The following is a 13020-nucleotide window of genomic DNA, read 5'->3' on the forward strand; positions in this document are numbered from 1 at the left end:
TGCGGTGAGCCTGACGGGGGGATTCCTCACCACGGTGCCGACGCTGCCGTCCACCGCCGAAGCGGCCGTACGAGCCCTGCTGCGCGTCGGCGACACGGCCGTACTGTCGCTGGCGGCCGACGACCCGCCGGTGACGATCCCGCGTGATCCCGCGCGGGAGGCAGCCCGGCGCGAGCTGTCCAAGCGCATGTACCACCAGAACGACCCGAGCCTCCTCCAACGAGGCATGGACGCCCTCTGGGACTGGCTCGGCAAGGTGTTCAACGCGACCTCGACCGCGACCCCCGGAGGCTTCGTCGGACTGGTGGTCGTCCTCCTGGCCGTCGCCGCCGTGATCGGCGCCCTGTGGTGGCGCCTCGGCACTCCACGCACCGGCCCCACCTCGTCCGCCGTGCTCTTCGACGACCGCCCCCGCAGCGCCGCCGAACACCGCGCCGCCGCCGAGGCGCACGCCGTCCAGGGCCACTGGAACCAGGCCGTCCAGGAGCGCATGCGTGCCATCGTCCGCTCCCTGGAGGAACGCGCGCTCCTCGACACCCGCCCCGGTCGCACCGCCGACGAGGCAGCCGCGGAAGCGGGCCGCACCCTGCCCGCACACACCGACCGCCTGCGCACCGCGGCCCGCGACTTCGACGACGTGACATACGGCGGACGCGGCGCGACCCCGCAGATGTACCGCCGGCTCACCGACCTCGACAACGACCTGGAGCGCACGAAACCGGTCCTCGCGAACCACAGCAGTGCCCTCAGCACGGCCCCCAACGCCCGCCAGGGAGCCGCCGAATGATCACCGAGGCCACGCTGCTCCCCGCTCCCACCTCGGCCTCGCCCACCGCCCGCCAGGTGTGGACCCGCGCGCGAGGTGTCGTACTCGGCGTCGTCCTCCTCCTCGTGGGTGCCGTCGCGATCGCCGTGATCAACTCCGGCACCCGCCGCGGCGGCCTCGACCCACGTTCCGCCGACCCCCGCGGCAGCCGCGCCGTCGCCACGCTCCTCGCCGAACGGGGCGTCTCCACGCGCGTGGTCACCACCCTCGCCCAGGCGAGCGCCGCCGCCGACGCCGACACGACGCTCCTGATCGCGGCCCCCGACCTGCTGACCGACCGTCAACAGGACCAACTGCACACAGCGACGAAGAGCTCCGGCGGACGTACGGTCCTGGTCGCCCCCGGCAGTCCGTCCGTCGGGACACTCGCGCCCGGTGTCACCGCCGATGCCGCGATCAGCTTCCACTCGAAGCTCTCCCCCGACTGTGACCTGCCCGCAGCCCAACGCGCGGGCAGCGCCGACACGGGTGGCTTCCGCTACGACACCACCGCCAGCAATGCCGACGCGTGCTACCCCAGCGACGGCCTCCCCACCCTCGTACGCGTCCCCGCGGTCACAGGGAACGGCGACACCGTCGTGCTCGGCGCACCCGACATCCTCTACAACGACCGTCTCGACGAGCACGGCAACGCCTCGCTCGCCCTGCAACTGCTCGGTTCCCGCCCCCACTTGGTCTGGTACCTCCCCTCGCTCTCCGACGGCTCGCGCACCGACTCCGGCGAGCGCGGCTTGTTCGACCTGCTCCCTTCGGGCTGGCTGTGGGGGACCCTGCAACTCTTCTTCGCCGCGGTTCTGGCCGCCTTCTGGCGGGCACGCCGATTCGGCCCCCTCGTACCCGAACGTCTTCCGGTGGCGATCCGCGCCTCCGAAACCGTCGAAGGCCGCGCCCGCCTCTACCGCAAGACCAACGCCCGCGACCGCGCGGCAGGCGCTCTTCGCTCCACCACCCGCACTCGCCTCGCCCCCCTCGTAGGCGTCCCCGTACCCCAGGCGCACTCGCCCGAGGCCCTGCTCCCCGCTCTGTCCGCCCACCTCCACGACCACGGAGACGGACAGTCCCTGCATTCCCTCCTCTTCGGCCCGCCGCCCGGCGACGACGCCGCCCTCATCTCCCTCGCCGACCAACTCGACGCCCTCGAAAGAGAGGTACGCCGTCCATGATGGACCCGACCACTGACAACGCCGGGATCACCAGGATCACCGGGAACCCGGACACCGCCCGGGCCTCCCTGGAAGCCCTGCGCGCCGAGATCGCCAAAGCCGTGGTCGGCCAGGACCCCGCCGTGACCGGCCTCGTCGTCGCCCTTCTCTGCCGCGGACACGTTCTCCTCGAAGGAGTCCCTGGAGTAGCCAAAACGTTGCTCGTCCGGGCACTCGCATCCGCACTCGACCTCGACACCAAGCGCGTCCAGTTCACTCCGGACCTCATGCCGAGCGACATCACCGGCTCCCTCGTCTACGACACGCGCACCGCGGAGTTCTCCTTCCAGCCGGGCCCGGTCTTCACCAACCTCCTCCTCGCGGACGAGATCAACCGCACACCCCCGAAGACCCAGTCGTCCCTCCTGGAAGCCATGGAGGAACGCCAGGTCACCGTCGACGGCACCCCCCGTCCCCTCCCCGACCCGTTCATGGTCGCGGCGACCCAGAACCCGGTCGAGTACGAGGGCACGTACCCCCTCCCCGAGGCCCAGCTGGACCGTTTTCTCCTCAAGCTCACGATCCCCCTCCCCTCCCGCGAGAACGAGATAGACGTCCTCACCCGCCACGCCGAGGGCTTCAACCCGCGCGACCTGCGCGCCGCCGGCGTACGCCCCGTGGCAGGCCCGGCGGACCTGGAAGCGGCACGCGCGGCGGTCGCCAAGACAACGATCTCCCCCGAGATCACCGCCTATGTGGTGGACATCTGCCGCGCCACCCGCGAATCCCCGTCCTTCACCCTCGGCGTCTCCCCCCGAGGCGCCACAGCCCTCCTCGCGACGGCCCGCGCGTGGGCCTGGCTGACCGGCCGCGACTACGTCATCCCCGACGACGTCAAGGCGCTCGCCCTGCCCACTCTCCGCCACCGCGTGCAACTCCGCCCGGAGGCCGAGATGGAGGGCGTGACGGCCGACTCGGTCATCAACGCGATCCTCGCCCACGTCCCCGTTCCCCGCTGATGGCACTCACCGGCCGCGCCGCCCTCCTGGCGGCCCTGGGTTCGATCCCCCTCGGCCTCTGGGACGCCGGCTGGACGGGCTTCCTCGCGGTCAACGGTTCCCTGGCAGTCGCCTGCGCCTGCGACTTCGCCCTGGCCGCACCCGTACGCCGCCTCGGCCTCGCCCGCTCCGGCGACGTCTCCGTACGCCTGAGCGAATCAGCGGACGTCACACTCACGGTCACCAACCCCTCCGGCCGTCTGCTCCGCGCCGGCCTACGCGATGCCTGGCCCCCCAGCAGCTGGCAGTCCGGCACCGAAGTGGAGGCTTCCCGTCACCGCCTGACGGTCCCCTCCGGCGAACGCCGCCGCGTCACCACCCGTCTACGCCCCACCCGCCGAGGCGACCGCCATGCCGACCGCGTGACGATCCGCTCGTACGGTCCCCTGGGCCTCTTCGCCCGACAGGGCAGCCATCGCGTTCCCTGGACGGTACGCGTCCTCCCCCCGTTCACCAGCCGCAAGCACCTCCCCTCGAAGCTGGCACGCCTACGCGAACTCGACGGCCGCACCAGCGTCCTGACCCGCGGCGAAGGCACGGAATTCGACAGCCTGCGCGAGTACGTCCCCGGCGATGACACCCGTTCCATCGACTGGCGCGCCACAGCCCGCCAGACCACGGTCGCCGTCCGCACCTGGCGCCCCGAACGTGACCGCCACATCCTCCTGGTCCTGGACACCGGCCGTACGTCGGCGGGCCGCGTCGGCGACGTCCCCCGGCTGGACGCCTCCATGGACGCAGCCCTCCTCCTCGCGGCCCTGGCCTCCCGCGCAGGCGACCGTGTGGACCTCCTCGCGTACGACCGTCGGGTACGCGCCCTGGTCCAGGGCCGTGCCGCGGCCGACGTCCTCCCGTCCCTGGTCAACGCGATGGCCGGCGTGGAACCCGAACTCATCGAAACGGACGCCCGCGGCCTCACGGCCACCGCACTCCGTACGGCTCCCAGACGCTCCCTGATCGTCCTGCTCACCAGCCTGGACACGGCGCCCATCGAAGAGGGCCTGCTTCCCGTCCTCGGTCAACTGACCCAGCGCCACACGGTCCTCGTGGCCTCGGTGGCGGACCCGCACATCGCAACCATGGCAGCAGCCCGAGGAAACACAGAAGGGGTGTACGAGGCCGCAGCCGCCGCCCAGGCACAGACAGAACGTCATCGCACCGCCGAACAACTCCGCCGCCACGGCGTCACCGTCGTAGACGCGACTCCGGACGACCTTGCGCCGGCACTGGCGGACGCATATCTGGCCCTGAAAGCCGCAGGACGCCTCTGAATGGTCTCTCTTCTCCGACGAAAGAGGAGAAGAGAGAAGAGGAAAGACACCATTTCAACTAACCGGAAACGCAGAAAAGCCCTGTACCGGTGAACCCGGTACAGGGCTTTTCGTAATATTTGTTCGGCGGTGTCCTACTCTCCCACAGGGTCCCCCCTGCAGTACCATCGGCGCTGTGAGGCTTAGCTTCCGGGTTCGGAATGTAACCGGGCGTTTCCCTCACGCTATGACCACCGAAACACGGTGAAACACATATCAACCGCACCACCCCCGTGACCAGACAAAGGGGTGGGGTTGTTCGTGGTTTCAGAACCAACACAGTGGACGCGAGCAACTGAGGACAAGCCCTCGGCCTATTAGTACCAGTCACCTCCACCCGTTACCGGGCTTCCAGATCTGGCCTATCAACCCAGTCGTCTACTGGGAGCCTTACCCCATCTAGTGGGTGGGAACACTCATCTCGAAGCAGGCTTCCCGCTTAGATGCTTTCAGCGGTTATCCCTCCCGAACGTAGCCAACCAGCCATGCCCTTGGCAGGACAACTGGCACACCAGAGGTTCGTCCGTCCCGGTCCTCTCGTACTAGGGACAGCCCTTCTCAATGTTCCTGCGCGCGCAGCGGATAGGGACCGAACTGTCTCACGACGTTCTAAACCCAGCTCGCGTACCGCTTTAATGGGCGAACAGCCCAACCCTTGGGACCGACTCCAGCCCCAGGATGCGACGAGCCGACATCGAGGTGCCAAACCATCCCGTCGATATGGACTCTTGGGGAAGATCAGCCTGTTATCCCCGGGGTACCTTTTATCCGTTGAGCGACGGCGCTTCCACAAGCCACCGCCGGATCACTAGTCCCGACTTTCGTCCCTGCTCGACCCGTCGGTCTCACAGTCAAGCTCCCTTGTGCACTTACACTCAACACCTGATTGCCAACCAGGCTGAGGGAACCTTTGGGCGCCTCCGTTACTCTTTAGGAGGCAACCGCCCCAGTTAAACTACCCATCAGACACTGTCCCTGATCCGGATCACGGACCCAGGTTAGACATCCAGCACGACCAGACTGGTATTTCAACGACGACTCCACAAACACTGGCGTGCCCGCTTCAAAGTCTCCCAGCTATCCTACACAAGCCGAACCGAACACCAATATCAAACTATAGTAAAGGTCCCGGGGTCTTTCCGTCCTGCTGCGCGAAACGAGCATCTTTACTCGTAGTGCAATTTCACCGGGCCTATGGTTGAGACAGTCGAGAAGTCGTTACGCCATTCGTGCAGGTCGGAACTTACCCGACAAGGAATTTCGCTACCTTAGGATGGTTATAGTTACCACCGCCGTTTACTGGCGCTTAAGTTCTCAGCCTCGCACACCCGAAGGTGCACTAACCGGTCCCCTTAACGTTCCAGCACCGGGCAGGCGTCAGTCCGTATACATCGCCTTACGGCTTCGCACGGACCTGTGTTTTTAGTAAACAGTCGCTTCTCGCTGGTCTCTGCGGCCACCCCCAGCTCGAGGAGTAAATCCTCTCACCAGTGATGGCCCCCCTTCTCCCGAAGTTACGGGGGCATTTTGCCGAGTTCCTTAACCATAGTTCACCCGAACGCCTCGGTATTCTCTACCTGACCACCTGAGTCGGTTTAGGGTACGGGCCGCCATGAAACTCGCTAGAGGCTTTTCTCGACAGCATAGGATCATCCACTTCACCACAATCGGCTCGGCATCAGGTCTCAGGCTATGTGCTGTCCGGATTTACCTGGACAACGCCCTACACCCTTACCCCGGGACTACCACCGCCCGGGATGGACTACCTTCCTGCGTCACCCCATCACTCACCTACTGCAGATCTGGTCCGTCGGCTCCACCACTCCCCCTTGCCCGAAGGCTCCGGGGCGGCTTCACGGACTTAGCATCGCCTGGTTCAATGTTTGACGCTTCACAGCGGGTACCGGAATATCAACCGGTTATCCATCGACTACGCCTGTCGGCCTCGCCTTAGGTCCCGACTTACCCTGGGCAGATCAGCTTGACCCAGGAACCCTTAGTCAATCGGCGCACACGTTTCCCACGTGTGTATCGCTACTCATGCCTGCATTCTCACTCGTGAACCGTCCACCACTAGCTTCCGCTGCGGCTTCACCCGGCACACGACGCTCCCCTACCCATCCCAGCCGCCGTTGGGCGTATATGCTGAAATGACACGACTTCGGCGGTACGCTTGAGCCCCGCTACATTGTCGGCGCGGAATCACTAGACCAGTGAGCTATTACGCACTCTTTCAAGGGTGGCTGCTTCTAAGCCAACCTCCTGGTTGTCTGTGCGACTCCACATCCTTTCCCACTTAGCGTACGCTTAGGGGCCTTAGTCGATGCTCTGGGCTGTTTCCCTCTCGACCATGGAGCTTATCCCCCACAGTCTCACTGCCGTGCTCTCACTTACCGGCATTCGGAGTTTGGCTAAGGTCAGTAACCCGGTAGGGCCCATCGCCTATCCAGTGCTCTACCTCCGGCAAGAAACACACGACGCTGCACCTAAATGCATTTCGGGGAGAACCAGCTATCACGGAGTTTGATTGGCCTTTCACCCCTAACCACAGGTCATCCCCCAGGTTTTCAACCCTGGTGGGTTCGGTCCTCCACGAAGTCTTACCTCCGCTTCAACCTGCCCATGGCTAGATCACTCCGCTTCGGGTCTTGAGCGCGCTACTAAAACGCCCTATTCGGACTCGCTTTCGCTACGGCTTCCCCACACGGGTTAACCTCGCAACACACCGCAAACTCGCAGGCTCATTCTTCAAAAGGCACGCAGTCACGACCCACCAAGTAAACTTGATGAGCGACGCTCCCACGGCTTGTAGGCACACGGTTTCAGGTACTATTTCACTCCGCTCCCGCGGTACTTTTCACCATTCCCTCACGGTACTATCCGCTATCGGTCACCAGGGAATATTTAGGCTTAACGGGTGGTCCCGCCAGATTCACACGGGATTTCTCGGGCCCCGTGCTACTTGGGTGTCTCTCAAACGAGCCGTTGATGTTTCGACTACGGGGGTCTTACCCTCTACGCCGGACCTTTCGCATGTCCTTCGCCTACATCAACGGTTTCTGACTCGTCTCACGGCCGGCAGACCATGAAAGAGAGATCCCACAACCCCGTATACGCAACCCCTGCCGGGTCTCACACGCATACGGTTTGGCCTCATCCGGTTTCGCTCGCCACTACTCCCGGAATCACGGTTGTTTTCTCTTCCTGCGGGTACTGAGATGTTTCACTTCCCCGCGTTCCCTCCACACACCCTATGTGTTCAGATGTGGGTGACAGCCCATGACGACTGCCGGGTTTCCCCATTCGGAAACCCCCGGATCAAAGCCTGGTTGACGACTCCCCGGGGACTATCGTGGCCTCCCACGTCCTTCATCGGTTCCTGGTGCCAAGGCATCCACCGTGCGCCCTTAAAAACTTGGCCACAGATGCTCGCGTCCACTGTGCAGTTCTCAAACAACGACCAACCACCCACCACCCCACCCCGAAGGGCGAGTTCACTGGGGCCGGCACTGAAGGCGACCAGACAAGCCGGCCGTACCCTCAGACACCCAACAGCGTGCCCGGCACCCTTACCGCTTCCCTCAACGTTCCACGCCCCGAAGGACAGTACTGGAAGGAGAAGACAGTCAAGAATGCCGAATAATCAACGTTCCACCCATGAGCAACCACCGTCGGACAGATGCCGACGTAATGGCCCTGGACCACCAGACAATGTCTGGCGGCCTAGATGCTCCTTAGAAAGGAGGTGATCCAGCCGCACCTTCCGGTACGGCTACCTTGTTACGACTTCGTCCCAATCGCCAGTCCCACCTTCGACAGCTCCCTCCCCGTGAGGGGTTGGGCCACCGGCTTCGGGTGTTACCGACTTTCGTGACGTGACGGGCGGTGTGTACAAGGCCCGGGAACGTATTCACCGCAGCAATGCTGATCTGCGATTACTAGCAACTCCGACTTCATGGGGTCGAGTTGCAGACCCCAATCCGAACTGAGACCGGCTTTTTGAGATTCGCTCCGCCTCACGGCATCGCAGCTCATTGTACCGGCCATTGTAGCACGTGTGCAGCCCAAGACATAAGGGGCATGATGACTTGACGTCGTCCCCACCTTCCTCCGAGTTGACCCCGGCAGTCTCCTGTGAGTCCCCATCACCCCGAAGGGCATGCTGGCAACACAGAACAAGGGTTGCGCTCGTTGCGGGACTTAACCCAACATCTCACGACACGAGCTGACGACAGCCATGCACCACCTGTACACCGACCACAAGGGGGGCACCATCTCTGATGCTTTCCGGCGTATGTCAAGCCTTGGTAAGGTTCTTCGCGTTGCGTCGAATTAAGCCACATGCTCCGCTGCTTGTGCGGGCCCCCGTCAATTCCTTTGAGTTTTAGCCTTGCGGCCGTACTCCCCAGGCGGGGAACTTAATGCGTTAGCTGCGGCACCGACGACGTGGAATGTCGCCAACACCTAGTTCCCACCGTTTACGGCGTGGACTACCAGGGTATCTAATCCTGTTCGCTCCCCACGCTTTCGCTCCTCAGCGTCAGTAATGGCCCAGAGATCCGCCTTCGCCACCGGTGTTCCTCCTGATATCTGCGCATTTCACCGCTACACCAGGAATTCCGATCTCCCCTACCACACTCTAGTCTGCCCGTATCGAATGCAGACCCGGGGTTAAGCCCCGGGCTTTCACATCCGACGCGACAGACCGCCTACGAGCTCTTTACGCCCAATAATTCCGGACAACGCTTGCGCCCTACGTATTACCGCGGCTGCTGGCACGTAGTTAGCCGGCGCTTCTTCTGCAGGTACCGTCACTTTCGCTTCTTCCCTGCTGAAAGAGGTTTACAACCCGAAGGCCGTCATCCCTCACGCGGCGTCGCTGCATCAGGCTTTCGCCCATTGTGCAATATTCCCCACTGCTGCCTCCCGTAGGAGTCTGGGCCGTGTCTCAGTCCCAGTGTGGCCGGTCGCCCTCTCAGGCCGGCTACCCGTCGTCGCCTTGGTGAGCCACTACCTCACCAACAAGCTGATAGGCCGCGGGCTCATCCTTCACCGCCGGAGCTTTTAACCCCCACAGATGCCTGCAGGAGTATTATCCGGTATTAGACCCCGTTTCCAGGGCTTGTCCCAGAGTGAAGGGCAGATTGCCCACGTGTTACTCACCCGTTCGCCACTAATCCCCCACCGAAGCGGGTTCATCGTTCGACTTGCATGTGTTAAGCACGCCGCCAGCGTTCGTCCTGAGCCAGGATCAAACTCTCCGTGAATGTCAACCCGGCTGCGTCTAATTAAAGACTGCGGGCCACACCACGAGAGCGGAACAGTCAGGCGGAATAAGCCCGACCGTTCACAGCGTCCTCGCTGTGTTTACTACTTCAAAGGAACCTCAACCCACAGACAGACGCCTGTGAGCCGGGGTATCAACAAACTTGGCGTTGATTTTTGGCACGCTGTTGAGTTCTCAAGGAACGGACGCTTCCTTCGTACTCACCCTCTCGGGCTTTCCTCCGGGCAGTTTCCCTTCGGTCTTGCGTTTCCGACTCTACCAGACCGTTTCCGTATCCGATTTCCTCGGCGCTTTCCAGGTTTCCGCTTTCGCGTTTCCCTTTCCGGCGACTCCGACTTTATCAGAAGTTTTTAGCCGGACTGACCGGCTGTTCATTCCTGAGATTCATCGGGATGTGGTCCTCAAGAATCCAAGTTCTCGAGCGACCAGTAGATTTTCACTGTCGCCACCGAGCCTGTCCGGCTCCAGGCAACTGCTCTAACCTACCTCCCCGCTAGCTCCGCGTCAACGGCTCTTGTGGGGCGAAGAGGAGACTAGCAGCCCGGCAGGTGTGCCCGCACATCAGGCAGCCGTGGGGACGGCGGCGCTGCGCTCGGCCGCTTCGAGGTCGCCCGTCTCGCCGGCGCGGACCGCGCGACCGCCAAGGACATAGACGTAGGCGAGGAAGGCCAGTTCGGCAACGACCCCGATCGTGATGCGCGCCCAGGTGGGCAGGCCCGATGGGGTGACGAAGCCTTCTATCGCACCCGAGACGAAGAGGACCAGGGCCAGGCCTATGGCCATTCCCAGGGCTGCTCGTCCTTCCTCGGCCAGTGCTGTACGGCGGGTGCGCGGGCCCGGGTCGATGACTGTCCAGCCGAGGCGCAGGCCCGTACCGGCAGCAACGAAGACGGCGGTCAGTTCCAGGAGGCCGTGCGGCAGGATCAGGCCGAGGAAGGTGTCGAGCCGACCTACCGAGGACATCAGGCCGAGGCCGACGCCCACGTTGAGCATGTTCTGGAAGAGGATCCAGATGACCGGGAAGCAGAGGAAGACTCCCAGGACCAGGCACATCGCGGCGGCCTGGGCGTTGTTCGTCCACACCTGGGCGGCGAAGGAAGCGGCTGGGTGGCTGGAGTAGTAGGTCTCGTACTCACCACCGGGGCGGGTGAGGGCGCGCAGTTCGTCGGGGGCCGCTATGGAGGACTGCACCTCGGGATGCGTGCCTATCCACCATCCCAGGAGGACCGCCACCGCCGTGGAGATGAGCGCGGTGGGGACCCACCAGCGGCGCGCTCGGTAGACCGCCGCGGGGAAACCGTGGGTGAGGAAGCGCGTGACGTCGCGCCAGGAGGCGCGGCGTGTTCCTGTCACGGCACTACGCGCGCGTGCCACGAGCTGGCTGAGCCGACCGGTCAGCTGCGGGTCCGGTGCGCTCGACTGGATCAGTGAGAGATGAGTGGCGGTGCGTTGGTAGAGGGCCACGAGTTCGTCCACCTCGGCGCCGGTGAGGCGGCGTCGGCGGCGCAGCAGTGCGTCCAGGCGGTCCCACTCGGCGCGGTGGGCGGAGACGAAGACGTCGAGGTCCATCGTTTTGCCTGCTCCTCGGCTGTTCGTCGACTGCGCGTCGTGGGTGTCGGCTTGTCGTACTGCGGCGCGATGCCCCTTCAGCTTGGCAGACTGGTGGTTCCAGGGGCAGGTCAGGGGAAGGACGGCAGGCGTGAGTGAGCTGGTTACGGGCGAGGCGGTGGCGCTGGAGCTGCGCCCCGCGAAACTGCCCAGTAGGGCGCTTGCCGTGTTGCTCGACCTAGTTGTGGTCGGGTTGGTCTACACCGTCGTCACGATTGTCCTGATCATATCGACGGCCTCGCTGGACGAGGCGGCGCAGGTCGCTCTCTCCATCGCGGCGTTCATTCTGGTTCTGGTGGGCGCGCCGATCGCGGTTGAGACGCTCAGCCATGGCCGTTCGCTCGGCAAGATGGCGTGCGGTCTGCGGGTGGTGCGGGACGACGGCGGGCCGATCCGCTTCCGGCATGCGCTGGTTCGGGGTGCGGTCGGCGTGGTCGAGATTCTGATGACGGCCGGGGTGGTGGCCTGTATCGCCTCGCTCGTCTCGGCGCGGGGACGGCGGATCGGTGATGTCGTCGCGGGCACGCTCGTCGTTCGGGAGCGGGTGCCCGTCGGTCGGACCGCGTTCGTTCCTCCGCCGCCGCCCTGGTTGTCCGGACAGTTCGCGGAACTCGATCTGTCGGGCGTGCCCGACTGGTTGTGGCTGGCCGTACGTCAGTATCTGACGCGCATGGGACAGCTGGATCCGCAGGTGGGCTGGGCCATGGCCGAGCGGCTCGCCGCCGATGTGGCGGCGCGTACGGGGACTGCCGCGCCGCAGAATGTTCCTCCGGCCGCCTATCTGGCGGCCGTGGTGCAGGAGCGGCAGGTGCGGGAGGCTCGGCGGGCGTTCGGGAGCGGGGCGGCGACCAGCGGACCCGGGGTGGCCCGGGTGCCTCAGTCGTTCGGGGCGCCGGCGTCGCAACCGCCTGCCGCGGTTCCCTATCCTGCGGTCGCCGAAGCCGCCGTGCCCGTCCCGGTCGCCGAAGCCGCGCCGCAGGACCGGGACGGTGGTCTCCACTCCTCCGGTGGGTTCGCGCCACCCGCCTAATCGGCGAACGTCGACGGCGGGGACTCCAGGTGTTCCAGCTCGATGCCCGGTGCGGCGAGGACCACGTCTCCGGCGATGTGTACGGCGTGCTGTTCGCCCGTGTCCAGGGCTGTGACCTGGTATTCGTCCACTGTCAGAGGGCCGTTGTCAGTGGCGTGTGCTTCTCTTTTCACCAAGGCCCAGGACTGGTCCACGGTGCGGGGGGCGAGGACGGGGTCCGTGAGGGCGACGAGGCGTACGCGGGTTGCGGCGGCGGAGGGGGTGAGGCGCAGGAGGCGGGCGGTGGCGACCAGGAACGCGGGGGATGTGCCGGTGAAGGCGTGGGCTCGGACGTTGCCTTCGGTGGCGTCAGTGCCGGTGGGGTCGGTGCGCACCCAGGTGACGCCGTCGAGTGCGGCGCCTCGGACCTGCCAGCTCGCCGCGTGGAGTTCGAGGCGGATAGGACGGCCCAGGTCGTCGAGGGTGAGGTCGACGGAGCCGCTGTGGTCGCCCGAGGGGGTGGTCAGTTGGGAGACGTAACGCCAGCCGGAAGGGCCGGGGGCGCAGTGGAAGTGTTCTTCTGCGAGGGGGGTGTGATCGTGCGGATCGTGGAGCGAATATCGGCCGCGGGGCATGGGGGTCCTGGGTTTTCGGACTGTCGCTGTCGCTTGGGCCTTCGAGCCTCGGTAAAGGGGCAGGCCCCCGCCACGGGGGTGCGGGGGCCTGCCTCGGAGGACCTGCTGGTGGTGAGCGCGTCCGTGCACGGACGTGCTCACCACT

The 13020-nt window shown here is 64.9% G+C and carries 7 protein-coding genes and 3 rRNA genes; 5 read left to right on the top strand and 5 right to left on the bottom strand.

What is annotated here, in order from left to right; translation table 11 throughout:
• Window positions 1–4 precede the first annotated feature (4 nt).
• The 4 genes from ACW4TU_RS16965 to ACW4TU_RS16980 are packed head-to-tail and all read left to right on the top strand — an operon-like array spanning window position 5 to window position 4297.
• Window positions 5–787, top strand: coding sequence for a DUF4129 domain-containing protein (locus tag ACW4TU_RS16965; RefSeq protein WP_457428656.1), 783 nt, complete (start codon window positions 5–7; stop codon window positions 785–787).
• Window positions 784–1989, top strand: coding sequence for a DUF4350 domain-containing protein (locus tag ACW4TU_RS16970; protein WP_457428657.1), 1206 nt, complete (start codon window positions 784–786; stop codon window positions 1987–1989). The genes ACW4TU_RS16965 and ACW4TU_RS16970 overlap by 4 nt, the downstream gene beginning before the upstream one ends.
• Window positions 1986–2987 carry an AAA family ATPase gene (locus ACW4TU_RS16975; RefSeq protein WP_457428658.1) on the top strand — a complete coding sequence of 334 codons (1002 nt, stop codon included), beginning with the start codon at window positions 1986–1988 and terminating at the stop codon, window positions 2985–2987. The genes ACW4TU_RS16970 and ACW4TU_RS16975 overlap by 4 nt, the downstream gene beginning before the upstream one ends.
• Complete coding sequence (locus tag ACW4TU_RS16980; RefSeq protein ID WP_457428659.1) at window positions 2987–4297, top strand: DUF58 domain-containing protein; 1311 nt, start codon at window positions 2987–2989, stop codon at window positions 4295–4297. Before ACW4TU_RS16975 ends, ACW4TU_RS16980 begins: the two co-directional genes overlap by 1 nt.
• A gap of 121 nt (window positions 4298–4418) precedes the next feature.
• Here ACW4TU_RS16980 and rrf read toward each other — a convergent pair.
• The 4 genes from rrf to ACW4TU_RS17000 all read right to left on the bottom strand — a co-directional run bounded on the left by rrf (window position 4419) and on the right by ACW4TU_RS17000 (window position 11192).
• A 5S ribosomal RNA gene (gene rrf, locus ACW4TU_RS16985) occupies window positions 4419–4535 on the bottom strand.
• Between the two features lie 98 nt (window positions 4536–4633).
• Window positions 4634–7757, bottom strand: a 23S ribosomal RNA gene (locus ACW4TU_RS16990).
• 317 nt (window positions 7758–8074) lie between these two features.
• Window positions 8075–9603 (bottom strand): 16S ribosomal RNA (locus tag ACW4TU_RS16995).
• Together the 16S, 23S and 5S rRNA genes form the textbook arrangement of a ribosomal RNA operon.
• A gap of 581 nt (window positions 9604–10184) precedes the next feature.
• Entirely contained in the window at window positions 10185–11192 is a 1008-nt protein-coding gene (locus ACW4TU_RS17000) for a stage II sporulation protein M (RefSeq protein WP_457428660.1), read from the bottom strand.
• A 130-nt stretch (window positions 11193–11322) separates the two neighbouring features.
• Here ACW4TU_RS17000 and ACW4TU_RS17005 point away from each other — a divergent pair, with 130 nt between their 5' ends.
• Window positions 11323–12261: an RDD family protein gene (locus ACW4TU_RS17005; protein ID WP_457428661.1), complete on the top strand. Its 939-nt coding sequence runs from the start codon at window positions 11323–11325 to the stop codon at window positions 12259–12261.
• Here ACW4TU_RS17005 and ACW4TU_RS17010 read toward each other — a convergent pair.
• Window positions 12258–12875 carry a hypothetical protein gene (locus tag ACW4TU_RS17010; RefSeq protein WP_457428662.1) on the bottom strand — a complete coding sequence of 206 codons (618 nt, stop codon included), beginning with the start codon at window positions 12873–12875 and terminating at the stop codon, window positions 12258–12260. The two genes, ACW4TU_RS17005 and ACW4TU_RS17010, sit on opposite strands and share 4 nt — an antisense overlap.
• Window positions 12876–13020: the final 145 nt, after the last annotated feature.

The sequence above is a fragment of the Streptomyces kryoterrae genome (assembly GCF_054072135.1).

Excerpts from the sequence above, each read along its gene's own strand:
- ACW4TU_RS16970 (WP_457428657.1), top strand. The coding sequence starts at position 784 with ATGATCACCGAGGCCACGCTGCTCCCCGCTCCCACCTCGGCCTCGCCC.
- ACW4TU_RS16975 (WP_457428658.1), top strand. The coding sequence starts at position 1,986 with ATGATGGACCCGACCACTGACAACGCCGGGATCACCAGGATCACCGGG.
- ACW4TU_RS16980 (WP_457428659.1), top strand. The coding sequence starts at position 2,987 with ATGGCACTCACCGGCCGCGCCGCCCTCCTGGCGGCCCTGGGTTCGATC.
- ACW4TU_RS17000 (WP_457428660.1), bottom strand. The coding sequence starts at position 11,192 with ATGGACCTCGACGTCTTCGTCTCCGCCCACCGCGCCGAGTGGGACCGC.
- ACW4TU_RS17010 (WP_457428662.1), bottom strand. The coding sequence starts at position 12,875 with ATGCCCCGCGGCCGATATTCGCTCCACGATCCGCACGATCACACCCCC.